Source organism: Vreelandella vilamensis, assembly GCF_031451755.1.
GTDB lineage: Bacteria > Pseudomonadota > Gammaproteobacteria > Pseudomonadales > Halomonadaceae > Vreelandella > Vreelandella vilamensis.
This window is the reverse complement of record NZ_JARWAN010000020.1, coordinates 18,500-44,789: the sequence shown is the minus strand read 5'-3', so window position 1 is coordinate 44,789 and position 26,290 is coordinate 18,500. Positions and strand designations below refer to the sequence as shown.

Sequence of the window (26,290 nt, the reverse complement as noted above, 5' to 3'; positions counted from 1 at the left end):
TTATTTTTTCTTTTTGCCCTTAGCCTTTTGGCTTGGGCGGTGCTTTGCGCGGCGTGATGGCATTTTTCTCGATATAGTCGATAATCAGACCGGCAATGTCTTTGCCAGTGGCCGTTTCAATACCTTGCAGGCCGGGAGAGGAGTTGACTTCCATAATCACCGGACCGTGGTTAGAGCGCAGTAAATCGACACCGGCGACTCTCAGCCCCATGGCTTTTGCTGCGCGAATGGCGGTCGAGCGTTCTTCGGGGGTAATGCGAATCACGCTGGCGCTACCGCCACGGTGAAGGTTAGAACGAAATTCGCCTTCCGCCGCCTGGCGCTTCATCGAAGCAACCACCTTATCGCCAATCACAAAGCAGCGGATATCCGCGCCTTTAGCCTCTTTGATGTACTCCTGCACCATGATGTTAGCTTTCATGCCCATAAAGGCCTGGATCACCGACTCTGCCGCCTGGTTGGTTTCGGCGAGCACGACGCCAATGCCTTGTGTCCCTTCGAGCAATTTGATGACCAGCGGGGCGCCTTTGACCATCGTGATGAGGTCGGGAATATCATCTGGCGAGTGGGCGAAACCGGTAATCGGCAAGCCCAGACCCTTACGGGAAAGCAGTTGCAGCGAGCGTAGTTTATCGCGAGAGCGAGTAATCGAGACGGAGTCATTGAGTACGTAAGTGCTCATCATCTCGAACTGGCGCAGTACCGCACAGCCGTAGAAGGTGACCGATGAGCCGATACGAGGAATCACGGCATCAAAAGGCTCAATCTCTTCGCCTTTGTAGTGAATTGAGGGATGGTGCGACGCAATACTCATATAACAGCGCAGCGTGTCGACGACGCGCGCCGTATGGCCGCGGTTTTCCGCCGCTTCGATCAAGCGCCGGGTAGAGTACAAATTGCGATTTCGTGAAAGCAGAGCGATATGCATAGGAAGCTCCATGCCAGACTAAAAATGATCTTGGCGGCAAAGGGTGGAATGTTTTCGATGTGGACGCGCCCGTTTAGGGTTCACCGTGTAAAAAAGCAGTCCCAGGGGCGATTAGCAAGCGACGCATCGCGCGGCGTCCAAGGAGCATGGGGTGGCGCATGTCGCTTCTGTCGGTGAGCGACAACTCCACCGGGAAGTTCATCTCGCCCATTTGCATCGGCGTGCGGATGATATAGCGCCATTCGCTATGGCCATTTGAACTGGTGATGCGTCGCCGGTCGTGTAGATGTAGCTTCACTCGGTGTGCGGGTGTGTCGGGGCCGCCGGAGTGAGTGACAAAGCTCACCCATAGCTGGCCGTATTCGTCTTCAGAGGTATGAATATCCTCTGCATGTAGCGCAGATGTCCGCGCACCGGTGTCCGCTTTGCAGCACAGGTGTAAATTGAGCTCAGGTAGGGTGACCATTTCGCGTCGACCAATCACTGCCTTTGCTTGAAAAGGTAGCTCCTTCACGGTACCTCCTTAGTCGTCCATTGCGCTTAAGTGATAGACGCAAGCCGCTGTTGAATAGTGGAGCCCTCAGGGGCATCGCGCAATAGCATAATGACCGGTAAACGTAGCCGTGGAATCAACGCCAGATCGCGAATCACGGCGCCAAAGTCATTTTGGTCGTCTTCCGCTAGTCGATTGAGGTAAAGCGGCAAGCGTGCGTTGTCTTCCAGATGCATCCAGCCACGCCCGGCCATCGCCGCGAGTAAATCTGGCCCGCAAGCGTGGCTGTCTTCTAACAGCTGTTGATACCATTCGCCGACATGCGGTTCTTGGCTGCTACCCACAGCGCGGACACAGGCGCAGAGGGTTTCCACATCACCTTGCGTTGCCGCCTGTTCACCTCGGTCGCGTAGCGCGGTTACCAGCGCGGTGGGTAGGGCAGTGTGCTCTAGGCAGTAGCAAATCGAGTGCAGCATCTCGGTCGGCAGTGTCTCCAGAACGCCGGTAAGTTGTTGCGCCTGCGTGTCATCCATGCGCACCACAAAGTCGGCGACGCCCTGAAACCCAAGTGCTTGCCAATCAATCGATTGCTGACGGCTGATATACGCCTCAACCGGCTCTAGGTGTTGACTGGCGGGCAAGCCTAAATCATCGGTTGCCCGCGCGTTGAGCATGGCCTGAAAAGGCAGGCTCGGCGTGAAAGCCAGTGGATTATCCTTCATTAAGTGCTCGATTTCACGGGTGCTTTCGTCACTGATCTGCTTGGCGTTGTTTGGCTTCGCTTCGTTCTTCGTCGCATTGCGTCCCAGCGTCTCAAGCAGACGCTGTAAGAAGGCGTCGCGCTGAGCGGGAGATAAGTACCCCTGTTCATCAAGCGGAAAGCTAAGAAACCAAATGGCGGGTTCGGGCATATCACCTAAGCGAAACACAATGGCCAAACGCGCGTGCCCTTGCCATGGCTCAGGCCACGGCTCATTACCGGTTTCAAGCGCGCTGAGTACGTCACGTGGGCAGGGCGTGACCCTGCGGCCCATGTGATAAAACGAAACATCAGCGCCGCTGCGCATAAAAAAGTCGTCAAGCGTATGAATAGGTTGCATGGCTTCCTTCCGCGTTTTGAGCGAGCACTTTACCTTGCCGTTTGCTGAGTGTCAGCCGGTCAGGGTGAAAAAACGGCTTAGCGTTTTTACACGGTGGTTAAATAATAAACAGTCTCGACGAAAGCCCATGAGGAAAGCCTAAACGACATCTTTCCATAGTTTATCCACAGGCTCTTACAAGATTTCTGTGAATCTCTTCGGTGTGGGGAAAAGTGCTCGTCAGCCGGGTAGCCGCAATGGCGTCTGGCTGGGATAATAGGCATATATTTCATAAGTGGATCATGATGATTACAGCACATCAGCAACTAGCGCAGGCGCTAGAGGAGTTGGAAGCAACACTAAAAGCGTCAAATCTATGGCGAGTGGAGGAGCCGAGTACGGCGGATTTCGCCAGCCAGCAGCCGTTTTGTGTGGACACCATGTCGCTACCGCAGTGGCTGCGCTTTGTGTTTATCCAACGCTTGCACATGTTAGTGGAGGCGAAAGCCCCCATGCCGGCAAAGTGCGAGGTAGCACCTGCCATCGCCGCCTACTTGCAGCAGGAGAAGGTCCGCGCAAGCGATCAGGTGTTGGTCGTGCGGGCGGTGGAGAGAGTCGATCACGTCGTGACGCAAAACTGAAGCGCTCGCCTAAACGCAACAGCCCGCCAAAAGGCGGGCTGTTGTCATGAAACGTCATACTCGTTTAGAAGCGGTAGCTAATACCTGCCATGACCACGACCGGGTCGATTTCAACAGTACCTGCATCAGCACCGGCGACCTTAGCATCGGTGTCGATATCGATGTACCAAGCGGCGGCGTTAAGCGCCCAGTTATCGTCGATGAGTAAATCAACGCCCAGCTGACCTGCGGCGCCCCATGAATCATCAAGATCAAGACTTACACCGTCGATATCAACGGATTCATTCGAGAAACGTGTATAGTTAAAGCCTACGCCAGCGTAAGGCTGTACACGTGCATCGGTACCACCTAGTGGATAGTACTGGGCTGTTACAGTAGGCGGCAGGTGGTCCGTTGAAGCAATATTGCCCCCATTGAGATGAATATCATGCTCGAAAGGTAGAGCCGCTAACAGCTCTACCCCCATCTTGTCGTGGAAACGATAACCGAGGGTAAAGGCGAATTGACTCTCGTCTTGTACGTCTACTTCCAGGTCGCCAAGAGCGGTATCTAGCGTACCGTTATCGCTTTTAGGCTCAACTTTGGCGACGCCAATACGCGTAAAGAAATCACCCGCGCCATACGCAAACGCTTGGCTTGAGGTGGTGATGGCGGCAGCGGCGATGCCGGCCGCGAGAAGAGTAGGCAGAGCAACTTTGCGCATGGGGAAAACTCCTTGCAAGAAACATGGGTTACCGCCTGGGCAACCGCGTGTTGAAGACAACCACGTAGTGAATGCATAAGAGTGTAACGGCCACTTACCTAGCGGATATTGACCTGGCGCAAGAGTTGAGAATCTGCCGGGGATATAAACAAAAAAAGACCACCCGAAGGTGGTCTTAAAAAAGCGTTGACGACCTTATTCAGCCGTTGCTAGCAGGCTAGCGTTACCTCCCGCAGCGGTGGTGTCGATGCACAGGTGGCGTTCCACGACATAGCGCGCTGGTGAGATGGTCTGGGTTTCGAGCGGCACGATGGCGCCATCACGTTTGGCAAGCGCAACCCGCAACTTATGGGTCCAGTCGCTGGCGCCCGCCGCGGCCACGGTGTCGATACCTTTGACCGCCGTCAGGGTATCCGGCAAAACGCTTCCGTCTAGTCCAATCACCGGCGCGCCGGCGTCAATAAGCGGTTTCACGGCCTGGACAGCCCCCGGGGTGACGAGCACCGCCGGAGAGCCCGCGCCGAGCGCCTGTACGGCCTGGGCAACGGCGATGTCCAGCGTTGGCCCGAGGCAGAGTGCCGCCCCTTTCGGATACATCGCCAAGCGGTTGCTTTCCCCGGTTGGCCCCGGCAAGGTTTGCGGCGTCATGTCCAGCGCGGCCGTCTCGGCGAGCGCCTTGCGGATCACACCAGCCTTGCCGGAGAGCGCGCGGCGAAGCACCTCGACGCGATCACGACGCGCCGCCCAGTTGCGCGCATCTAGCCCATCAAGAGCCGATTGGAGATCGCCGAGTGAGACGGTTTTACCTTCTGGTGCCTCAACGTGCTCGACACCGGCGGTGCGGCGGAAACGTGTCACGTAGAGCGGGCCACCGGCCTTAGGCCCGGTGCCGGAGAGGCCCTCGCCGCCAAACGGCTGAGAGCCGACAATGGCACCGATCTGGTTGCGATTCACGTAGACGTTGCCGACATGGATGCGCTCGACGATCTGCTGCACGCGATCATCAATACGGGTATGCAGACCGAAGGTCAGCCCGTAACCCTTGCCATTGATGTCATCGACCACCTTGTCGATGTCGCGTGCCTTAAAGGTGGCGACGTGCAGCACTGGGCCGAAGATTTCACGTTCGAGATCTTTAATGCCGCCGACTTCAACGATCGCTGGGGTGACGAAGGTGCCGGTGTCCGGTGCAGCTAATTTCTTCAGCACCTTGCCGTTCTTCTCGTGTGCCGCCACATAGTCGCTGATTTCCTGTTGGGCGTCGGCGTCAATTACCGGTGATACGTCGGTATCGGTGTTCCAGGGGTCGCCAATGGTGAGCGCGTCCATGGCGCCGTAGAGCATGTTGAGCAATCTATCCCGCGCTTCTTCTTGGACATACAGCATGCGCAGCGCCGAACAGCGCTGACCGGCCGACTGGAAGGAGGAGATCAGGATATCGCGCACTGCCTGCTCGGTCAGCGCCGTGGAGTCCACAATCATGGAGTTGAGCCCGCCGGTCTCGGCGATTAGCACGGCATCAGGCCCTGCGTTCTCGGCCAGCGCCTTGTGGATGATCTGTGCCACCGGGGTCGAGCCGGTAAAGCAGACACCGGCAATCCGCGGGTCGCTGGTCAGCGGGCCGCCCACCGTCGGCCCATCGCCCGGCAGCAACTGCAAGGCCGCTTCCGGCAGGCCTGCTTCACGCATCAGTTCGACGGCACGGGCGGCAATCAGCGGTGTTTGCTCGGCAGGTTTGGCGAGTACCGCGTTGCCCGCCACCAAGGCCGCAGCAATTTGACCGGTGGTGATGGCCAGGGGGAAGTTCCATGGGCTGATGCAGACAAAGATGCCGCGGGCGTTGCCGGGTTCTTCCGCTTCCAATCGCTCGCCTTCGTTGGCGTAGTAGCGCAGGAAATCCACTGCTTCACGCACTTCAGCGATGCCATCGAACATCATCTTGCCCGCTTCGCGGGTGGTAATCACGGTTAGCTCGGCAATGTGTTTCTCGTAGAGGTCGGCGGTACGGCGCAGTACCTCGGCACGCTCGGAAGCTGGACGCGCCGACCAGTCTTGGAAGCCTTTTTCGGCAGCGTCGAGGGCGGCGGCGACCTCTTCCGGGGTGGCCTCGTGCACCTTGCCGACCACCCGCGAGCCATCGGCGGGGGAGACAGCATCGCGAGCGGGCCCTTGGGGTGCTGGGCTTCCCACCAACATGGGGCCTGCCGTCCAAGTCTTGTCGGCAAAGCTTTCACGTGCGTTGAGCAGCGGTAGAATTGAGGCGGGCTCGTTAATACGGTAGCCCTTGGAGTTCTTGCGATTGGGTGCGAAAAGCTCGCCGGGCTGGCGGATCAACGGGCTTGAAACGTCGCTGCCGAGCTGGTTAAACCCTTCAATGGGATCCTTGGAGACCTCACTCGGCGGAATTGAGCTATCCACCACCTGGTTGACGAACGAGGAGTTGGCGCCGTTTTCCAGCAGGCGGCGGACCAGATAAGCCAGCAGATCGCGGTGCGCGCCGACCGGGGCGTAAATGCGGCAGTGGGCACCTTCCGACTCCTTGACGATGTGGTGCAACGATTCGCCCATGCCGTGCAGGCGCTGAAACTCGTAGCTGTCCTTATCGCTGCCCGCCATTTCCACCACGGCAGCGCAGGTATGGGCGTTGTGTGTGGCGAACTGCGGATAGATGCGGTCGCGCCGGTCGAGCAACATCTGCGCGCAGGCCATGTAGCTCACATCGGTGTTGACCTTACGGGTGAAGACCGGGAAGGTCTTGACGCCCATCTCTTGAGATAGCTTAATTTCGGTATCCCAGTAGGCACCTTTTACCAGACGCACCATGATCTTGCGATTGTATCGCTCGGCGAGTTCGTAGAGCGTTTCGATCATCGGCGCGGCGCGGCGCCCGTAAGCCTGCACGACCACCCCAAAACCATCCCATCCGTCTAAGCTGGGGTCGGCCATCAGGGCCTCGATCACGTCGAGGGACAGATCCAGACGATCCTGCTCCTCGGCGTCGATATTGAAGCCGATGTTGGCCTTGGCTGCTTGCTGGACCAATTCTTTTGCACGCGGCAGAAGTTCTGCTATTACCGTGTCGCGGTGGGTGTATTCATAGCGTGGGTGCAGCGCTGAGAGCTTTACCGAGATGCCGGGGCTACCACGTACGTCGCCCTTAGCCTGCTTGGCAATCGCCGTAATTGCTTCGGCATAGGCCTGGTGATAGCGAACCGCATCATCATCAGTGCGTGCTGCTTCACCCAGCATGTCGTAGGAATAGGTGTAGCCCTGCTTTTCGAGTTCGCGGGCATTTTTCATGCCTTCATTGATGGTCTGACCGAGCACGAACTGGCGGCCAAGAATCTTCATCGACTGACCAACCGCTTTGCGTACCACCGGCTCGCCCATACGGCGTACCAGGCCGCGAAGCGCTCGTGTTGGTCCCTTGGGGTCGTCGTCCAATACCTTGCCGGTCAGCAACAGGGCCCAAGTCGAGGCATTGACCATCGACGAAGCTGACTTGCCCAGATGAGCACCCCAGTCAGATGGCTCGATTTTGTCATGGATCAGGTCGTCAATGGTTTCGGCATCGGGCACGCGCAGCAGCGCTTCTGCCAGACACATTAGGCCAACGCCCTCAGTGGTTGAGAGCCCGTACTCGGCCAGGAACGCCTCCATCATTGAGGGCGATCTTTCCTTGCGCACGCGCTCCACGTAGTTGGCGCCAACGGCGGCAACTTTCTTGCGGTCATCCTCCGACAACTTGATCCGCTCGATAAGCCCGTGCAGCACATCTGTCTCATTGGCGTCATAGTTATCGCGGATTCGAAAGCGCAAATCGCGCACGTCACTCTGTAGATGAAGGTTGGCTTCGTTCATAGGGGTCTCTCCTTGCTACCCGACACCTAACGTCGATGCGTCGGATAGGGTGTAGTCATTCTCTTTAAAAGCACATTATCGTTCGTTTCATGACACTGACAGGTCATCTCTTTGGATGTCCTGGGGCGTTAAAAGATTCACCATGTGTGACACGCTGAACGATTGTCTGTTTAGTCGATCAACAATTTGTCTGGTCTTTTTTAGGATGCTATACACAGAGGACTCCCGCGGGAGCCCTCTCGCTGCATTGAATGTGTCCTGTGAGCCTGTAATTAGCGATTGATGTGTTGGTATTCACCCGAATCGGCCGTCACGCTACTGACCACCATGATGGCAATCAAGGAAGCGATGAAGCCAGGGATGATCTCGTACACACCAGGGCCACCCATGAAGGAGCCGTTCCAGCCCAGTGAGATCCAAATCATGACGGTGGCAGCACCCACCACCATGCCCGCGATGGCGCCAGTACCATTCGTGCGTGGCCACATCAACGATAGGATGATCAACGGTCCAAATGCCGCGCCGAAGCCTGCCCAAGCGTTACTGACCAGCCCCAGAACTTGAGAATTCTCATCAGAGGCAATGATGGCGGCAACGATGCCCACTATCACCACGCAGATACGGCCAACGGTTACAGACTCTTTCTCTGACGCTTCCTTGCGCAGGAACAAACGATAAAAGTCCTCGGTCAGTGATGAAGACGACACCAGGAGCTGACTAGAAATGGTACTCATGATCGCCGCAAGCAGTGCCGCATAGAGGAAGCCGGTAACCAGCGGATGGAACAACAGTTCCGCCAGAATAATAAAGATCGTTTCTGGGTCTTGAACATCCAAACCGTTGCGCACCGCAAAGGCTCGACCGAATATGCCCAGAGAAATGGCACCGATCAGAGAAATAAGCATCCAGCCCATGCCAATGTTGCGGGCAATGGGGACATCCTTCAGCGTCCGAATAGCCATGAAGCGCACGATGATGTGCGGCTGGCCGAAATAACCCAGCCCCCAAGTTACTGCGGAGAGCCAGCCGATGAAGGTGAGTCCTGACGTCCAAGATAACAGCGTGGGATCAACTTCATTCAGGGTCTGCGATGCCTGGGAGTAACCGCCGCCACCTTCGCCAAAGAGAACAACCGCCGGCATAATGATCAATGCCAGCATCATGATGCAGCCTTGTACGAAGTCAGTCATGCTCACGGCCAGGAAGCCACCGACAACGGTGTAAATAAGCACTACGCCTAGTGTAATGATGATCCCCATGGCGTAGTCGCTAAAGCCTGCAATGTTGATAACGCCGGAAAATGCGCTTTCGAACAGCTTGCCACCAGCCACGAGGCCAGAGGCTGTGTACACCGCGAAGAAAATCACAATGACGACAGCGGATACCGTTCTCAGTGACATCGCCCGAGTCGGAAAGCGGTTTGCCAGAAATTCCGGAATGGTAATCGCATTACCATAGTGCACCGTCTGTTCGCGAAGACGTGGTGCGACAAGCGTCCAGTTGAAGAACGCCCCCACGAGCAGGCCGATACCGATCCAGGCTGACCCCAGGCCAGAGACGAACATTGCCCCGGGTAAACCGAGTAGCAACCAGCCGCTCATGTCCGAAGCACCGGCCGACAGGGCCGCCACTTGAGGGCTTAGGTTTCGGCCACCCAACATGTAATCTTCGGATGACGACGTTGCTTTACGCATGGCATAAACGCCAATGGCGATCATGAGCGCAAAGTAGCCAAATAGACTAATCCAAACACCAGTAGCCATGAAATATCTCCAGTTTGTCAGGACGGAGCGAGCTCCGACAGGTTAGTGCGCTTACCGAGAAGAATGCGGTAATGACGCGGTTTTATTGTTATTAACTCCTTTTCATATTCACGTTACTGGCCACCGCGTGCTGCCGGCCAAAATGTCGCCAAAGGGTGCGCTACGTAGATGAGGGCATGCGCTATCTTGTTTTTAGCCATAAGACGGTTCCTTTTCAGGGTTTTTAGGTTATTGATGCGATGAGTGACTTACTCATCGCCGAGCGTCAGCGTTATGGATAATGGTTTTTCAATAACAAAACGAATGTAGAGCGCGAAGGCGCACAGTGCTTGTCTAAAGCATGGCAAAACGTGTCAGTTTCATGGCAAACATGTGATTTTTTAGACATTAGTCGTTTGTGTGAGAGGTTTAATCACACTAGTTGAGCTTCAGTGGGCTTGCCAGTGAGCTTGTCAACGGCGAGTTAACTAAATGCGAGGTGCTTAATGCCGAGGTGGGATCATGCAAAGGGGTGGGGTGGGCATGCTCGCGAAAGTGGCGAGGCGCAATACCGTAGCGGCGTCGAAATGCATGGGATAGCGCGCTTTGGTTGGCAAATCCCGTTTGTAAGGCGATGTCGGTCAACGGTAAGCGGCTTTGGAGTAAAAGCTGACGTGCTGCACTTAGGCGTTCACGACGAACGTACTGCCAGGGAGAAAGGCCGGTTTGAGCGCGAAAACGTGCGGAAAAGTGAGCTTCGCTGAGGCAGGCGAGGCGGGCAAGGTCAGCGACGCGAAGATCCTCACTCAGGTGATGCTGAATATAACGGTGAATCTGCGCCAAATTGAGCCGTTTAAGTGGCATTGTAGGCGTTTCCCCAAGGCGTACTTTTAGTGCTCCGAGCAATGTCACGGCGAGGCGGTCATGCTGAAAATCGTCGATACGCTGAGAGCTTGGCACGATCTCGCTGTCGAGAAACGCTAAGTAGTGACGCAAGGCGGTATCGAGAGAGAAAAAACGCGGCGCATCGAATAGCGCCACCAGTTCGCGATGTTCGCCGGAAAGAGCAGGAGCCTGCTCAGGTAGATCTAAAATCAACTGGCGGTTATGAGGATTGCCCGAATAATAGTGCTCGTGATTGGCCGGCACGATGCAGCCGGAAAATGCGTTCACGTGACCGCCAAGCCCTTCGATTTCAAATTCAGCTTCACCGCAGACGGTAATCACGATTTGATGGAAATCGTGGGCGTGGTGTCGGGTGGCGGTATCGAGAGGAAGGTGACGAATGGTGCTAAGCATAACGATATCCTCGTTAACACGGCTTATTGTTGGTGCAGTGCCGTGTGTGCGGCAAGGTGGTCACGCAGAGCCTTTAGTTCGACTTGGCCTGTTTTATCCAGTAGCGGCTTGCCTTGGGAAATTTGCCAGCGACGACCATGCTCCTCCATCAAACGTGCTGCGCGGCGACGGACGCCGTCAAGGTATTCGTTGTGGCGAACGGGATAGTGAATGATCGCATTCCATTCGCTTTCACTTACTTTGCTTTCCAGCGCTTTATCAAATAAAGCTAGCAAGTCTTCTGGTTCCGTGCGGTAACGCGGTGTACGTGCCGTGAGCAAAATAGCCACCACACTGCCGATTACCAGCAAACAAACGCCAAATACCAGTAAATAGAGCGCCATGCAGCGTCTCCGAAAAAGAGTGATAAAACGGGCGAAAAAACTCCTATTCAGTATACGCTTTCGCGGAGCAAGAAAAAAAATCGCTAAGCTAACGAACTTTTTACCGAATAGGTGTCAGATTAAGCACAGGCAACAAGCGATAGCAGTCGCTAATGGTGAAGTTAAAAGATGTCTAGGTTTGTTGCACTGGTTTATTGTTTTCGATCCCTTGCTTCCGCTGCTCAATGAGCAGCGGTTTTTTTTTGTTTAAGAAAGGCAATAAGAGATGGCCGTTGCCAAGGATCAGTGGCGGCGAATTTTGAGCAGTGCAATCAGTACGTCGCGCCGCGTGACAGTGCCGACTAAGCGATTTTGCTCCACCACTGGGTAGATTTTAGGTTTTGCTCCTAACATTTCTTGAGCAAGATCGGTAATGCTCTTGTTTGGCGTAACACTTAGCACTTCATGGCGCATCATTTCTTTCACTAAAGGCGCCTCGCCATCATTGTAAATGCTATCAAGTACTTGGCCGAGGACATCTTGTTCAGAAATAAAGCCGATAAGCCGGTCGGCGCCATCTACTACCGGAGCCCCTGGCAAACGGTGAAGCGCAAGCCCCTGAGCAAGGGTTGTAACGGACGCCTCAGGAGAAACGCGGTAGCAGTCGCGTGACATGATATCGCGAACGGTATCGGGCTGCTTTTGACTCATGGCTATGCTCCTTAAGAACTGTCTGGTTGACCGCTAGTCTGATATGAATAAGCGGTTACCGATTTTACTCCCTCAGCGTAACAACAAGCGGGCTCGCCACGCATGTGGGTACACGTTTACTGTAGTCAGAAGGTGGATAAGGTTCGAGCATCGCTTTCAACGCTAGTGGGTTAACAGCGTCTATTAGTGAGTTGACAACATAGAGGAGCGTCTGTCATGGATGCACGTGAGTATTTAAGCCGTAAAGGGGTTGGGCTGGATCGAGATCCTGAACGTCCTAATACGCTGGAAGAAAAGGCCTGGGAGCGTGCGCGTGGGGCAGGGCAAAAACGCCCGAAAGCTGGCACGCCTCATGATTGGGAAGAGTGGGAGCGCTACCACGAAAATATTGCCGAAGATGCCGAGACCATAGAACAAAAAATTGATAAAGAAGCGCACCGTCAGGCGGAGCAGGCGGGAGCGTCTTCGAAGCAGGCCGCTAGCGTTCAGCACTTTACCCCCGCGCCATCATCGGCTAAATCCACTTCATCGCAAGCAGAGGAAACGCCTAAGCTATCGCCAGCAGCGCTTCCCTCTGGTTTTAAAGCCGCTTATATCGCCCTTGCCGTGCTGCTGCCTCCGCTTGCCGTGGGGCTGCTTGGCGGACGTGCTCGCAACGTCTTCCTTGCGCTCGCATTGACGCTATTAGCCTGGGTGCCCGGTGCTTTTTACGCGGTGAACTATGCCAATGCCCGACTAAAAAACCGTTAACTTACGTTATTTTTTACGTTTACCTCTTGGCAGCGACGAAGAGCTTAGTATAATCCCGTCAACTGTTTTTTTGTTTGGGGTTTACTATGACCTATCTGGTTGGCGTGACTGCGCTCTGGGCGTTCTCATTTTCATTAATTGGTGTATATCTCGCGGGACAGGTGGATAGCTATTTTGCTGTACTGATGCGTGTGGGGTTAGCTGCGTTGGTATTTTTACCTTTTTTGCGTCCCCGGCTTTTGAGTGGTAAGCAGCGGGTGACGCTCATGGCAATAGGCGCTGTGCAGCTGGGGGTGATGTATCTCTTCTTTTATCAGTCCTTTTTGCTGCTCTCCGTCCCCGAAGTGTTGCTGTTTACCATCTTTACGCCAATTTATATCGCGCTGCTGGACGATCTTATGTTCGGTCGCTTTACCCCATTTTACCTGCTAACGGCACTGCTGGCGGTGATGGGGGCGGCAGTGATCCGTTACGACGGCATTGATGGTAGCTTTTGGGCCGGTTTTTTAGTGGTACAAGGCGCGAATATTTGCTTCGCGCTGGGTCAGGTTGGCTACCGGCGTTTTGCTGCAGAGCTGCCGTCGTCGCTGCCTTGGCATAATGTTTTCGGCTGGTTTTTTCTGGGCGCGTTAGCCGTGGCGCTACCGGTTTTCCTGGTGTTGGGTAACGCAGCGGCACTTCCATCAAGCGGCTTGCAATGGGGCGTGCTAGCGTGGCTGGGGTTAGCGGCTTCGGCAGGTGGATACTTCTTATGGAACCGTGGCGCGACGAAAGTGGATGCTGGAACGCTTGCGATCATGAATAACGCATTAATCCCCGCAGGTCTGCTGGTCAACCTCGTGATTTGGAACCGTGAAGCCGACCTAACCCGCCTGGCGCTTGGGGCGCTTATCATTGCGTTTTCGTTGTGGCTTAACAACTGGTGGCAGGAGCATCACGGCTATAAAGCGGCATAAGTCGATTTGCCCGCAGCGATACGGATAGTGATAATGGCCCTAAACTTAACGAGTTGGCCTTATGACGCACACGTCTTCATCGCAATCGCTTTCGCCAACGGAAACCGCCATTGCTGACCGTCCGTTCAAGACGATTGGTGTGATCGGTCGGTTGGGCAGTCAGAAAGTTGTCGATTCGCTTCGGCGTCTCGTCACGTATCTGGTGAATCACGAGTATAAAGTGCTAGTGGAAGACCGAACGGCAACGGTCATCCCTGATCACGGGCAACCAGAGGAAAGCCGCCGTGTATTGGGCGAGCTTTGCGATTTGGTTATCGTGATTGGTGGAGATGGGAGCCTATTGGGCGCGGCGCGCACGTTATGCCATACCGGTACGTTAATTTTAGGTGTCAATCGCGGGCGGCTCGGTTTTTTGACCGACATCTCCCCAGATGAGCTGGAAACGCGGGTCGGCGAAGTGCTTGCTGGGCGCTTTGAGCGCGAAGAGCGTTTTTTGCTCGACGCTGAGCTCTACCGTGATGGCGTCGCTGTGGGCAAAGGGGAAGCGCTTAATGAAGTTGTCGTGCATCCAGGTAAAGCGGTACGGATGATCGAGTTTGAGCTCTTCATTGATGGTCAGTTTGTTTACAGCCAACGCAGCGACGGCTTAATTGTGGCCACTCCTACCGGTTCAACAGCTTATGCGCTTTCTGGCGGCGGCCCTATTATGCACCCCAAGCTCGATGTCGTGACGTTGGTGCCGATGTTTCCGCACACGCTATCAAGTCGTCCAATTGTGGTCGATGCCGCCAGTGAAATCCGCCTCCATATTGGTGAAACCAATCAAACCTATCCGCACATCAGTTGCGATGGGCAAACTCGCTCTGTGGCCAAACCGGATGACGTGCTGATCATCACCCGCAAGCCGCAGCGCGTTCAGCTGGTACACCCGCTAGGTCACAATTTCTACGAGGTGCTGCGCAGTAAACTGGGGTGGAGCAACCGGCTAGGAGACTGAGCATGCTGGCAAGTAAGACAGAAGGCTACGATCTTATTGGTGATGTTCATGGTTGTGGTGCCACACTTGCAGCGCTGCTTGAAAAGCTTGGGTATTCACAGCGTGGAGGGGTTTATCGCCACCCGCGGCGCAAAGTGATCTTTCTTGGTGACTTGATTGATCGTGGCCCCCGCATTCGCATGGCGGTCTTGATTGCGCGGCGCATGGTGCAAGCGGGTGAGGCGCATATCGTCATGGGGAACCATGAATATAACGCCTTGGCTTACTGTCACCCCGCACCGGCGCTGAGTGGCAAGCGCTGGTTGCGTGAGCATACGCCTCGTCACAACCGCATCATTCAAGACACGTTGGCACAATATCGTGACCATACCAATGAATGGGAAGACACCCTAGCCTGGTTCAAGACCATCCCCCTATTTCTGGAACTTGACGGTATTCGCGTGGTGCACGCTTGCTGGGATGAGGCACTCATAGCTGAATTGCGTCAGCGCAAACCCAATGCTTGTATGGACGAGGCTTTTTTGGTCGAGTCAACCGATTCTTCCACGCAAGCGTTTCGGATTCTTGACCGCTTAACCCGCGGCACGCATATTCCGTTACCGAGCGGTATTGAGATTCACTCAGGCGATGGTTTTACGCGTAAGAGTTTTCGCACCCATTTTTGGAGCCAAGCGCCGCAAGTGTGGGGTGATGTGGTATTTCAACCGGATAATTTACCCGGAGATTTGGAAGCGCGTCCGTTGACTGACACTGAACGTGCGCGACTGAGTTACTACGGACCGGATGAGCCACCACTATTTATTGGCCACTACTGGTGCGAAGGAATTCCCGCTTTGCCTACCGCCAATATTGCTTGTTTAGACTATAGCGCGGTCAAATACGGGCGTTTAGTGGCGTATCGATGGAGTGGTGAAGCCGAACTGAGTGCCGATCGCTTTGTGTGGGTACGAGTGCCGAAAGAAGAAAACGTCTTGCCCCAGCAGTGGGAAGCGGATGCCGTTTAAAACGATACTTTTTTAAAGATACATAACGTTACATATTTATTTTGTCACGACTGAACTATGTTCGCTTTTCGTTATCAGATTAAGTGTTCCCTTGAATGATCCCTTGCTTTTACCCGGCGGTTCCCCCCGCCGGGCTTTTTCTGTGCGTACCAGGCATTGCGCGCAATGCCTGACTGGCGCTGTTACTAGGAGTGGTGCTTCAGGATAACGTGAGGGGAAGGCCCCTGCACGGCCCGGCTAGGGGACGTCAGCGCGCTACGTGTGAACCAGGGCACACGGCAGGTTGAGTGGTTTAACGGGATGTCTCAACCAGCAGTCCACAAGAGGGGGCTGCCCAGCGGGTGTCGGCGGTGAATACCACGTCGCAAACCACGGGGGAGTAGTAACGCCTCACTTCGTCATCGACTTTCACTCGCAGCTTGTCCTGGGCCGCAATGGTAATATCAGGAGTGGCGGGTAATACCACATGGACGATGACATACAGCAGGCGGCCGGGGCGTACCATGCGCACGCGCACTTCTTGAGTATCGATATCCGCCAGTGCACGCCCGACGGCATGATGGACGGGCTTTGCAAGGGCTTCTTCTGGCGTTTTGTTGAGCAGTTCCTTTAATGCCTGGGAGGCCATGCGTACCGGTACACCCATGCATAACACGACAACGGCAATGACCAGTAGTGGGTCGATATAAGGGAGTATGCTTTGCCAGTTGAGCTTTTCAAAGATCAGCACCAAACAAAAGGCCGCTAGGACCGCCGCTGAAATCACGCTGTTGACGACCCAGTTTGCTTTGTCGGCTTCCACCAGCGGGCTGCTGACCGAGCGCAGGCTGCGGTGCATGACCCATGCGGTCAGCGAGCACGCAGCGGTGGCAAAGAGGGCGTATGCGATGGCGATGCCTGCCGCAATGGCGCGTCCACCGGTGAGCAACGCGGCAATCGCATCAACCAAGGCGAATATCGACACGCCAAAAATCAGTAGCCCCTTGCACAGATTTACCAGCGACTCGAAGTAGCTGTAGCCAAACGGGTAGGACTCGCTATCCGGACGGCTAGCCAGGCGACTGACCTTGATGGTGACCAGCGCAACTCCGAAATATATCAGGTTAAACAGTCCATCCAGCAAAATCGCCTGGGAATTGGATGCCAGTGTCGCGGCAATGCCTGCACAGCCAATCAGCAATGCCATGAAGGCAGAAAAGGCTAAGGTATGAGACTCGGTTTTCATGACGCCACTGCCCTTTGGGCTTGATAAAAGCGACAGTATAACAGGAGGGCATGTTAACAAGGGGGCGCGCCACCCTTCCATCGACACTTCATCACCCTTAAACTCAACCTTCCAAGTGCGCAGTTTGACCTCCTTGTCCTCCAAACACTGGACGTCTTCTTAACGAAAGTGTTGCTTGTAGATAGGGTGAGGCAACCACTGGGGCGCCTTTCAGGTCGTCGACGGAATCTCGTGGCGCTGGGCCTGGATGAGTACCAGGCATGGGAGTCAGCGGGGAATCGGCAAGATCCCTTTGGAATGTCAGGGCTTCGCACATGACTCCCCTTCCTCCGCGATGCTGATGCGTCCATCTACTCAAGCGGTGGGGTGGGGCGAATCAATAGTTCGTTAACGTCAACATGGGCCGGTTGCGCCAGCGCGTAAACGACGGCATTGGCAATGTCGCGATCTTGTAATGCATGCTCAGGCGGTTCGTCGAAAAAGGGCGTGTCGACCATGCCAGGTTCGATTAACGTAACGCGGATGCCAGTACCGCGAAGTTCCTCGCGTAGGTTGTAGCCGATGCCGGTCACCGCCCACTTAGTGGCACTGTACATAGAGCCTGGAATGGTGGCACGTCCCGCCGCAGAACCGGTGAGGAGTACATGGCCTTTGCTACGCTTGAGTGCCGGTAAACACGCTTGAAGAGTAAGTCCTACGCCGTAAACGTTGGTCAGAATCATGTCTTTCCAGCGCTCATGGTCTGCGCCGCTAAAGCCACCTGACGTGCCGCCGCAACCGGCGTTAGCGAAGACCGCATCAATCTGACCAAACGTTTCTAGAGCTTCATTGACCATGGCACGCTGGTCGTCCATGTGAGTGACATCGAGCGTGCAGGTCAGCACGTTTTCTGGCCCTAGTTCTTGCGCAAGCGCGGTGAGCTTATCCGTTGAGCGAGCGACGAGAACCAGCTTGTAGCCTTCTTTAGCCGCAGCGCGCGCCGTGGCGGCCCCGATTCCGCTTGAAGCTCCGGTGATAAGTAATACGCCTTTATGCATGATTGATACTCCTTATAGCTAAACATAAGTGATTATTTAGGATGGCGAAATGAGCGTGGTTATGCAAATCGTAAGCCTGCAAACGAATAGCGTATGAGCGTTAGCGATAGGCATTCAGCAACTTTACGAGATTAGCTGTCGTGCAAATAAACATCGTCAATATCCAGAGTGGAGCGTTCGCCTAGTGCTTCGGCATTGTCTTCCAGCCAGCGGTCAGCGGCAGCGCTTCCTTGTTCAAACAGGTGGCACAGAAAAGCCCACTCAGCGTTAAGCTTGGTGGACACCGAAAGTTTTTTTAACGGCTCTTCGCCGCTAATGCGATGAAAAAGCGCCTGTGAGTAGCAGTTTTCGATGCCTTGGTCGTGAAGTGCCTGCTTGAGCATGGCGATCATGCGCACTTCTTTAATCAGCGCCGAATTAAACGTGATTTCGTTGAGGCGATTCATAATGGCCGACGCCGTAGTGGGAAGGTCATCGCGACGAATGGGATTGATCTGGACGAGCAAAATATCCCGAGCGCTGCATTCTTCCATCAGTGGAAACAACGCCGGGTTACCCATATAGCCGCCATCCCAATAAGCCTCTCCATCAATTTCAACGGCTTGAAACACAAACGGTAGGCAGGCAGAGGCCATGACCGCATCAATGCTCATTTCTTGGCGACGAAACACCCGCTGTTTGCCAGTACGAACATTGGTCGCCGTCACGAATAACTTGAGCTGCTCGCAGCGGCGAACACGGTCAAAGTCGATACGCTCGGCGACAATCTCACGCAGAGGGTTTACGTTGAGCGGGTTGAACTGGTAAGGCGAAACCAACCGGCTCATTATGTCCATCGCGATATAGCCCGGTGAGTGCTCTAAACTCCAATTGCCCGTCAACTTATCCAGCGGTGAGCGACGGATAGGGCTTGCCATGCCCGCACGGCTAACGGCTTGCCAGAAATCGTGCAGTGCCTGTCGCGCGGTCTCTTTATCGCCACGGGTTAGCGCATCGGCCATTACCACGCCATTCATCGCGCCGGCACTGGTGCCGCTGATTCCTTCAATTTCAACCCGTGAGTCCGCCAATAAGCGGTCGATGACGCCCCAGGTGAAAGCGCCGTGCGAACCGCCACCTTGCAATGCTAAGTCTAACAATTTCGGTTGTCCCATCGGCTCTGCTCCTAGGTACTGGGCATTGAATAAATAGCGTAATGATCATCAGCATGACACAACAAAATCCTTATTGGTTACCACACACGGGATTTATCCGTTACGTCGCTCTTTGCAGTAACCAATGCGCGTTGACCAGGGTCTGATCTCGGCACGCGATACGGTAAGATGGGGTAAATGTTCTGGCGTGACGTTTCAAGGTCGAGCCGCTTAAGTTAATTGGGAGATACCAATATGCACCCCGTCATGCTATTGCCTCAGGATGCCGATACGCGGGAACTACGCCAAGCTCTCTGGCAGAACCGCATTGGGCATCGCATTACGGCTGAGGCCGACGGCCAGTTGATCTGGGTGGCTGACCCCAAACAGCACGTTGAGTTACAGGCCTTGGTGCAGCGCTGGGAGCGAGGTGAGGCGCTCACTTTGCCGCGTCGCTCTCAAGGGCGTTCTCAACGCAGCGCCGACGTGTTGCCGGCGTTAAAGCGTGTGCCGGTGACGGCGGCAATGATTGTGTTAAGTCTTTTAGTGTTTGCCTTAATCGGCTTATTCGGTGATTTACTCATTGTGAGCTTGACCATTGTGCCGATTGGTATCGCCAACGATGAGCTGGTGTTTGGCTCGCTATCGGCCACGTTAAGCAGCGGTCAGATTTGGCGTCTGCTTTCACCGGCCTTTTTGCACTTTGGCTGGATGCATCTGATTTTTAATTTGATGTGGGTGTGGTACTTCGGCCGGCAAATTGAAATGTTACAAGGTAGCCGCACCATGCTACTTCTTTTAGTGTTCGCTGGCGTGGGCGCGAATCTTGCCCAGTACGCTACTGGAACAGTGCTTTTTGGTGGCATGTCCGGCGTGGTGTATGCGCTTTTAGGTCACGTGTGGTTGATGTCGCGCCGTGTGCCGGCAAGCGGCTTTTTTGTTCCTACCATGCTGGTGGTGTTTATGCTCGGTTGGATGGTATTCACCATGACCGATATGGCGGGCAACGTTGGCTTTGGCAATGTCGCCAATGAGGCGCACCTAGGCGGGTTGCTCGTGGGATTGGCAACCGGTTGGTATTATTCTTCACGGTACTTACGGCGCTAGTGTTTACGGCAGTTAATGAGGAGAAGTTGGCGATGAGCGATATGACCTTCGATAAAATGATTAACCAGATGACCCCGGCAATATATGAAAGCTTGAAGCAAGCGGTGTCGCTACGTAAATGGCCGGATGGGCGCTATTTAACGCCCGAGCAAACCGAGCTTTGCTTAGAAGCAGTGATGCGCTATGAAGCCGAAAACAATGTACCCGAAGAGAATCGTGTAGGGTATTTAGAGCAGCGCACCTGCGGCGCTGGCGCCACAGGGCAGGGTGTTTCGCCAGAAATGGCTGGGCTTGCCAAAGATGCCACACGCGACTAGATGCCTCGCGCGATTAAATTAAATAGTGCCGTGGATGAGCTTGATTTAGACAAAAAGGCTGTCAGTGAATGAGTGATAACAAGCTGCGTGGGTGCCTGCGCAAGATGGTGATCGAGCCTGCGGCGAACGCTCAGCTACCCGTGAACTATGCCCTGCGGGCAGGAGAGCAACAGTTTGCTTTGAATGACAAGCTAGGCCAGCCGCTGACACTTGAGTGGAGCGGTGCGATTGCCTGTACCCACTGCGGGCGCGCGACGAAAAAGAGCTTTGCCCAAGGATATTGCTACCCATGCTTCAAGCGGTTAGCTCAGTGCGATACCTGCATTATGAAGCCCGAAACCTGTCACTTTTTTCAAGGCACTTGCCGTGAACCCGAGTGGGCTAAGCAACACTGTTTTCAACCCCATGTGGTGTACCTGGCTAACTCTTCGGGCGTGAAAGTTGGCATTACCCGCAAAACACAGATGCCGACTCGTTGGCTGGATCAAGGGGCTATTCAGGCGCTGCCGATTCTGGAGGTTGATACCCGTCAGCAGGCAGGCTTTGTCGAGGTGCTGTTCAAAGAGGAGGTAAGTGATCGCACTAACTGGCGCGCAATGCTCAAAGGCGAGGTAGAACCGCTCGATTTGAAGGCCGAGCGCGACCGCTTATTCACTCAGCTGGAAAGCGGTTTAAATCAGCTTAAAGCGGAACACGGCGATGAAGCGATTCGCCCGCTAGAGGGAAGCGCGTATACGTTTACTTATCCGGTGAGTGAGTTTCCGCGCAAGGTCGTCTCGCACAACTTTGATAAAAACCCTCGGGTGGAAGGCGTGCTGCAAGGCCTCAAGGGGCAATACTTACTGCTGGATACCGGTGTTATTAATTTGCGTAAGTTTACTGGCTATGAAATCACGCTAAACTTTTAGTACGGGCGTCGGCATCAAATTGTCGGGGTGGCTACGTAAGAAGAGCTAAGCCATGCGGGGCAAGCAAAGGGAGTCAACGCGATGAGCCAATCTCACGACGCGCAAACGGGTGCGCTAGGCGACTCACACCACGCCATTGATCTCGTGATTTTTGGTGCGCTGGGTGATTTGGCGCAGCGCAAACTGCTGCCGGCGCTTTACCATCTTGATCGTGAAGGTTTATTGTCGGCCGATACCCGCATCATGGGGCTAGCACGGCAGAACCACGACGTGGTCGCGTTTCAAAAGCAGGTAAGCAAAACACTATCCACGCGGATAAAAAGTGATGAACAGGATGAACAAACCCTAACGCGTTTTTTCCGCCGCCTGGACTATCGGTCACTCGATTTTTCCCAACCTGAGGGCTTTAGCGCCATTCGCCAGTGGCGCGAAGGCTCGCTGCGGCCAATGGTGGTGTATCTCTCCGTGGGGGCCAAACTCTATGGCGATATAAGCCACCATCTGAGTGAGAGCGGCAGTATCGGCGAGGAAGATCGCGTCGTGGTGGAAAAACCAATCGGCTTTGATCTGGCCTCTTCCGAGGCGATTAATGATGCCATCGGCCGCGTGTTTCCCGAGTCGCGTATTTACCGTATCGATCATTATCTGGGCAAAGAAACGGTGCAGAATTTGATCGCGCTGCGCTTTGCGAACCCGCTTTTCGGGACTCAGTGGAATCAGAATCATATCTCCCACGTCGAAATCACCGTCGCCGAAAAAGTCGGTATCGAAGGGCGCTGGGGCTACTTCGATGAAGCCGGCCAGCTTCGCGATATGGTGCAAAACCATCTGCTTCAGTTAGTCTGCCTGATCGCCATGGACCCACCGGCCAATCTTGATGCCGACGCCATTCGCGATGAAAAAGTGAAGGTGCTCAAGGCGCTCAAGCCGTTTACCGGTGAATCCATTGGGCGCGATGTGGTGCGCGGTCAGTACATTGCCGGCACCACCGATGGCCAACCGGTGCCCGGTTATTTAGAAGAAGAGGGCGCCAACGCGCAAAGCCAAACTGAAACCTTCGTGGCGATGAAAACCCAAGTCGCCAACTGGCGCTGGGCCGGGGTGCCGTTTTATCTGCGCACCGGTAAGCGCATGCCAGAGAAGCTTTCGCAGATCGTGATTCACTTTCGCCAGCAGCCCCACTACATTTTCGACCCCGATCAGCGTGATTTAGCCGCCAACAAACTGATTATTCGCCTCCAGCCAGAAGAGGGGATGGCGCTGCAAGTGCTCACCAAAGATAGCGGCTTGGATAAAGGCATGCGCTTGCGCCCTGGCCCGTTGCACTTGGATTTCAACAGCGCATTCCCCAAATCGCGTATCCCCGATGCCTACGAGCGCCTGTTGCTGGAAGTCATGAAAGGCCAACAGTATCTGTTTGTGCGCCGAGATGAAGTCGAGCATGCCTGGCGCTGGTGCGATCAGCTGATCGACGGCTGGAAAACCCGCGAAATGCCGCCACGGCGCTATCCGGCAGGCTCTTGGGGGCCGGTCGCCTCGATTGCCATGATTACCCAGGACGGCCGCAGCTGGTACGAGGATTATTGAGAGGTACGAGGATTACTGAGATGAGCCAAGCACGCCAACACCTTGCCGAACAACTCGCCGAAGCCGTGGCCGAGGGCCTACGTGCGGATTTGAAGCACCAAGAGCGTGCCCTATTGGTGGTGTCCGGTGGTGCCACGCCCATCCCGTTTTTTCAGGCGCTGGCCGCCATGCCGCTTGCGTGGGAGCGCGTTGATATCACCCTTGCCGACGAGCGCTGGGTGGCGGAGCAAAATTCCGAGAGCAACGCCCAACGCGTTCGCGAGCATTTGCTGCAAGGGGCGGCGGCGAGGGCTAAATTTGTGCCGCTTACTGCCGCGACTGAGACGCCGGAAGAGGGCGCCGCCGAGGTGGGCAGGCGCCTTGAAACGCTAAATTGGCCCGCCAGTGTCGTGGTGCTGGGTATGGGCAACGACGGTCATACGGCCTCGCTATTTCCCGATAGCCGGGAGCTTGCCCTAGCACTCACCACTGCCGAATCAGTCGTGGCAGTGCGCTCGCCGAGTCAGCCGCTGCCGCGTATGACACTTTCAGCCGACCGGTTGCATCAAGCGCGGCGCCATTTCGTGCATATTACCGGTGAGGAGAAGCGCGCGGTGCTGGCGAACGCCCTGCAAGGCGATGATGCACGCCAGTTCCCGATCCGGGCGTTTTTTGCCTGCCCGCTTGCGACGTACTGGGCGCCTTAGGCGTTGTCACGTTTTTTAGGAGATTTTAAATGTCGCTCGATAAACAGCTACCTTCCACCCGCACCGCCGAGCTCGATAGCATCTGCCTTAAGGCCGAAGTGCTTCCCGTCATTAGCCTGGAGCGCTTGGAAGATGCGGTACCGCTAGGCCAAGCGCTGGTGGACGGTGGGCTTACCGTACTGGAAGTGACGCTACGCACCGAGTGTGCCTTGGAGGCGATAAAGCGCATGCGCGAAGCACTGCCCAGTGCCAGCATTGGCGCGGGCACCGTGCTAACCCCGGCACAGTATCGTCAGGCAGAGCAGGCGGGGGCGGATTTCGTTGTCACCCCCGGTGCCACCGAGGCGCTTTACCGTTACGGTGTCGAAAGCCCCGTGCCGATGCTGCCTGGTGTGGCCACAGTGTCTGAGGTGATGTCGGGTTGGCAGTATGGCTATCGCCGTTTTAAGTTCTTCCCCGCGGTATCCAGTGGCGGTATCAGCGCGCTCAAGGCCTTCGCCGGGCCGCTATCAGGGGCGCGCTTTTGTCCCACCGGCGGTATTACGCTTGAGAATGCCGGTGAGTACCTCGCTTTGGAAAACGTGATGTGCGTAGGGGGTTCCTGGCTAACGCCGAAAGCGCTCATCGATGAAGAAAATTGGGCCGCGATTCGTGAACTCGCACGCCAAGCCGCCGAGCGTTTCCATCATTAATGGCGGCGCTTTACGCATCTTCGTCGTGAATTTGGCTCTCCTGGCGGGCGAGGTCGTCGGCTTCAAAACCGCCAAAAACCCCCGCGCCTTCCTCGCCGCGCATCGCCAAATGGCGAAAGCCGCCGAACAGTTCACGGCCCAAGCCCACGTGGTAGTGGTCTAGGTTAGCCACAACACGCTCGCGCTCGGCCCAGGTAGCCGCATCCACGTTGGCGATAAGGGTGCCGGTGTTAGCATCCAAGCGCACAATGTCGCCATCGCGCAGCTTGGTAAGCCCGCCACCATCTAATGCCTCAGGGCTTAAGTGAATGGCTGCCGGCACCTTGCCCGAGGCGCCGGACATACGCCCATCGGTGACGAGCGCGACTTTAAAGCCACGGTCTTGGAGCACGCCCAGGTAAGGCGTGAGTTTGTGAAGTTCCGGCATACCATTGGCTTTGGGGCCTTGAAAACGCAACACCGCGATGACGTCGCGATCAAGGTCGCCCGCTTCAAACGCCCCTTTGAGCTCGTTCTGGTCGTCGAAGATTTTTACCGGGGCTTCAACGACTCGGTGCGCTTCCGCCACCGCCGAGACTTTGATCACGCCACGCCCTAGGTTGCCGTCGAGCACGGTGAGCCCACCGGTGGGCGCGAAGGCACTGGAGATACCGCGCAACACCTCATCATCGAGACTCTTCTTAGGGCCTTCACGCCATACTGCGTTGCCATCTTCGAGAAACGGCTCCTGCGTGTAAGCGCTTAAATCGGTGCCGAACACGGTGGGAATGTCGCTGTGAAGCAGCCCCGCACCGAGTAGCTCGCGGAACAGATAGCTCATGCCGCCGGCGGCTTGAAAGTGGTTAATATCGGCCTGGCCGTTGGGGTAGACCTGCATGAGGCTCGGCGTGACGGCGGAAAGCGCGGTGAAGTCATCCCAGGTGAGCGTGATGCCGGCCGCTGCCGCCATGGCAATTAAGTGCAGCGTGTGGTTGGTGGAGCCGCCCGAAGCCAACAGCCCAACGACTGCGTTGACAATCGCGCGCTCGTCGATCTGCTTGTAGAACGGGCGATAGTCACCGCCAGGCTCAGTGTTGCGAATCGCCTGTTCGGTGGCGTAGCGCGTTAGCGCCTCCCGCAGCGGCGTGCCCGGGTTCACAAACGACATCCCCGGCAGGTGCAGGCCCATCATCTCCATCATCAGCTGGTTGGAGTTGGCGGTGCCGTAAAACGTACAGGTGCCAGGGCTGTGATAGGAGGCAGACTCGGCGTCGAGCAGATCCTCGCGGCTCGCCTTGCCCTCGGCATATAGCTGGCGGATGCGCGCTTTCTCTTTGTTGGGCAGGCCGCTTTCCATTGGCCCGGCGGGCACAAACATCGCCGGCAAATGGCCAAACCGCGCCGCGGCAATAAAAAGCCCGGGTACGATCTTGTCGCACACGCCTAGGTACAAAGCCGCGTCAAACATATTGTGCGAAAGCCCCACGGCCGTGGCCATGGCGATCACATCGCGGGAGAACAGCGATAGCTCCATCCCTGGCTGGCCTTGGGTCACGCCATCGCACATGGCGGGTACGCCCCCGGCGAACTGCGCCGTTGACCTCATCGCCCGGGCAGCCTCCTTGATAAGGCCGGGGAAGTGCTCAAACGGCTGGTGTGCCGACAGCATGTCGTTGTAGGCCGAGATAATGCCCAAGTTGGCGCTATTCATCAGCTTGAGCGCATCTTTATCCTCAGCGCCGCAAGCAGCAAAGCCGTGGGCCAAGTTACCGCAGGAGAGTTCGCCGCGATGCACGCCGCGGCGGTGCTGATCCGCCATGCGGCTTTCGTAAAGCGCACGCCGCTCAGCAGAACGCTCGCGAATGCGACGGGTAACCTCAGCAACGATGGGGTTTAAAGTGGCATGTGTTGAGCTCGGCATACGGGCCTCTGCGTGATAGGAACGGTGAGTGAGATTTGTCGTTTTCTTACTTGATTCTTTTGCATTGATCGCAGCACGCTAAAAAGTGCAGGTAGGTTTAAAAATCAGCACAAAGTGAAAGATCGGCCAATGAAATAGCAAGTATAGCACCCGGGTTTTTGCTACTATTTTG

General features: G+C 55.6%; 24 protein-coding genes. 11 read left to right on the top strand and 13 right to left on the bottom strand.

What is annotated here, in order from left to right; translation table 11 throughout:
* Positions 1–19: 19 nt before the first annotated feature.
* The 3 genes from rimK to QC823_RS12165 form a co-directional block, all read right to left on the bottom strand.
* Positions 20–928: a 30S ribosomal protein S6--L-glutamate ligase gene (gene rimK / locus QC823_RS12175; RefSeq protein ID WP_309656619.1), complete on the bottom strand. Its 909-nt coding sequence runs from the start codon at positions 926–928 to the stop codon at positions 20–22.
* Positions 929–1,001: 73 nt separating this feature from the next.
* A complete protein-coding gene (locus QC823_RS12170) occupies positions 1,002–1,442 on the bottom strand; it encodes an ATP-dependent zinc protease family protein (protein WP_309656618.1) in 441 nt (146 codons plus the stop codon).
* Positions 1,443–1,468: 26 nt separating this feature from the next.
* Positions 1,469–2,521: a DUF3549 family protein gene (locus QC823_RS12165; RefSeq protein WP_309656617.1), complete on the bottom strand. Its 1,053-nt coding sequence runs from the start codon at positions 2,519–2,521 to the stop codon at positions 1,469–1,471.
* A 287-nt stretch (positions 2,522–2,808) separates the two neighbouring features.
* Here QC823_RS12165 and QC823_RS12160 point away from each other — a divergent pair, with 287 nt between their 5' ends.
* Positions 2,809–3,141, top strand: coding sequence for a YqcC family protein (locus tag QC823_RS12160; RefSeq protein ID WP_309656648.1), 333 nt, complete (start codon positions 2,809–2,811; stop codon positions 3,139–3,141).
* Between the two features lie 64 nt (positions 3,142–3,205).
* Here QC823_RS12160 and QC823_RS12155 read toward each other — a convergent pair whose 3' ends face one another.
* The 6 genes from QC823_RS12155 to QC823_RS12130 form a co-directional block, all read right to left on the bottom strand.
* Positions 3,206–3,844, bottom strand: coding sequence for an OmpW/AlkL family protein (locus QC823_RS12155; protein ID WP_309656616.1), 639 nt, complete (start codon positions 3,842–3,844; stop codon positions 3,206–3,208).
* Between the two features lie 195 nt (positions 3,845–4,039).
* On the bottom strand, positions 4,040–7,705 hold the full coding sequence (gene putA, locus QC823_RS12150) for a bifunctional proline dehydrogenase/L-glutamate gamma-semialdehyde dehydrogenase PutA (RefSeq protein WP_309656615.1): 3,666 nt from the start codon (positions 7,703–7,705) through the stop codon (positions 4,040–4,042).
* A gap of 272 nt (positions 7,706–7,977) precedes the next feature.
* Positions 7,978–9,468, bottom strand: a complete 1,491-nt coding sequence (gene putP / locus QC823_RS12145) for a sodium/proline symporter PutP (protein ID WP_309656614.1) — start codon at positions 9,466–9,468, stop codon at positions 7,978–7,980.
* Between the two features lie 417 nt (positions 9,469–9,885).
* Positions 9,886–10,746 carry an AraC family transcriptional regulator gene (locus tag QC823_RS12140; RefSeq protein ID WP_309656613.1) on the bottom strand — a complete coding sequence of 287 codons (861 nt, stop codon included), beginning with the start codon at positions 10,744–10,746 and terminating at the stop codon, positions 9,886–9,888.
* A 23-nt stretch (positions 10,747–10,769) separates the two neighbouring features.
* Positions 10,770–11,129 (bottom strand): hypothetical protein, encoded by a 360-nt coding sequence (locus QC823_RS12135; RefSeq protein ID WP_309656612.1) that lies wholly within the window; start codon positions 11,127–11,129, stop codon positions 10,770–10,772.
* Positions 11,130–11,411: 282 nt separating this feature from the next.
* The gene (locus QC823_RS12130; protein WP_309656611.1) at positions 11,412–11,819 is read right to left on the bottom strand and encodes a CBS domain-containing protein; all 408 of its coding nucleotides are present in this window, start codon (positions 11,817–11,819) and stop codon (positions 11,412–11,414) included.
* 216 nt (positions 11,820–12,035) lie between these two features.
* Between QC823_RS12130 and QC823_RS12125 the strand changes: the two genes are divergently transcribed.
* From QC823_RS12125 to QC823_RS12110, 4 genes are all read left to right on the top strand, one after another.
* Positions 12,036–12,569 carry a YqaE/Pmp3 family membrane protein gene (locus tag QC823_RS12125; RefSeq protein ID WP_309656610.1) on the top strand — a complete coding sequence of 178 codons (534 nt, stop codon included), beginning with the start codon at positions 12,036–12,038 and terminating at the stop codon, positions 12,567–12,569.
* A gap of 86 nt (positions 12,570–12,655) precedes the next feature.
* Entirely contained in the window at positions 12,656–13,525 is an 870-nt protein-coding gene (locus QC823_RS12120) for a carboxylate/amino acid/amine transporter (RefSeq protein WP_309656609.1), read from the top strand.
* A 61-nt stretch (positions 13,526–13,586) separates the two neighbouring features.
* Positions 13,587–14,522, top strand: coding sequence for an NAD(+) kinase (locus tag QC823_RS12115; RefSeq protein ID WP_309656608.1), 936 nt, complete (start codon positions 13,587–13,589; stop codon positions 14,520–14,522).
* A 2-nt stretch (positions 14,523–14,524) separates the two neighbouring features.
* A complete protein-coding gene (locus QC823_RS12110) occupies positions 14,525–15,526 on the top strand; it encodes a metallophosphoesterase (protein ID WP_309656607.1) in 1,002 nt (333 codons plus the stop codon).
* A 292-nt stretch (positions 15,527–15,818) separates the two neighbouring features.
* Here the strand turns inward: QC823_RS12110 and QC823_RS12105 are convergent, their stop codons facing one another.
* The 3 genes from QC823_RS12105 to QC823_RS12095 all read right to left on the bottom strand — a co-directional run bounded on the left by QC823_RS12105 (position 15,819) and on the right by QC823_RS12095 (position 18,942).
* A complete protein-coding gene (locus tag QC823_RS12105; protein ID WP_309656606.1) occupies positions 15,819–16,751 on the bottom strand; it encodes a cation diffusion facilitator family transporter in 933 nt (310 codons plus the stop codon).
* Between the two features lie 350 nt (positions 16,752–17,101).
* Complete coding sequence (locus QC823_RS12100; protein ID WP_309656605.1) at positions 17,102–17,788, bottom strand: SDR family oxidoreductase; 687 nt, start codon at positions 17,786–17,788, stop codon at positions 17,102–17,104.
* Positions 17,789–17,919: 131 nt separating this feature from the next.
* On the bottom strand, positions 17,920–18,942 hold the full coding sequence (locus QC823_RS12095; protein ID WP_309656604.1) for a patatin-like phospholipase family protein: 1,023 nt from the start codon (positions 18,940–18,942) through the stop codon (positions 17,920–17,922).
* Between the two features lie 234 nt (positions 18,943–19,176).
* Here QC823_RS12095 and QC823_RS12090 point away from each other — a divergent pair, with 234 nt between their 5' ends.
* The 6 genes from QC823_RS12090 (at position 19,177) to QC823_RS12065 (ending at position 24,218) form a co-directional block, all read left to right on the top strand.
* Entirely contained in the window at positions 19,177–20,028 is an 852-nt protein-coding gene (locus QC823_RS12090) for a rhomboid family intramembrane serine protease (protein WP_309656603.1), read from the top strand.
* Between the two features lie 32 nt (positions 20,029–20,060).
* Positions 20,061–20,345, top strand: a complete 285-nt coding sequence (locus tag QC823_RS12085; RefSeq protein ID WP_309656602.1) for a YeaC family protein — start codon at positions 20,061–20,063, stop codon at positions 20,343–20,345.
* Between the two features lie 68 nt (positions 20,346–20,413).
* On the top strand, positions 20,414–21,253 hold the full coding sequence (locus QC823_RS12080) for a DUF2797 domain-containing protein (RefSeq protein ID WP_422823651.1): 840 nt from the start codon (positions 20,414–20,416) through the stop codon (positions 21,251–21,253).
* Positions 21,254–21,334: 81 nt separating this feature from the next.
* On the top strand, positions 21,335–22,840 hold the full coding sequence (zwf, locus tag QC823_RS12075; RefSeq protein ID WP_309656601.1) for a glucose-6-phosphate dehydrogenase: 1,506 nt from the start codon (positions 21,335–21,337) through the stop codon (positions 22,838–22,840).
* A 20-nt stretch (positions 22,841–22,860) separates the two neighbouring features.
* Positions 22,861–23,526, top strand: a complete 666-nt coding sequence (gene pgl / locus QC823_RS12070) for a 6-phosphogluconolactonase (protein WP_309656600.1) — start codon at positions 22,861–22,863, stop codon at positions 23,524–23,526.
* 29 nt (positions 23,527–23,555) lie between these two features.
* A complete protein-coding gene (locus QC823_RS12065) occupies positions 23,556–24,218 on the top strand; it encodes a bifunctional 4-hydroxy-2-oxoglutarate aldolase/2-dehydro-3-deoxy-phosphogluconate aldolase (protein WP_309656599.1) in 663 nt (220 codons plus the stop codon).
* A gap of 10 nt (positions 24,219–24,228) precedes the next feature.
* Here the strand turns inward: QC823_RS12065 and edd are convergent, their stop codons facing one another.
* Entirely contained in the window at positions 24,229–26,118 is a 1,890-nt protein-coding gene (gene edd / locus QC823_RS12060) for a phosphogluconate dehydratase (RefSeq protein WP_309656598.1), read from the bottom strand.
* Positions 26,119–26,290 lie beyond the last annotated feature (172 nt).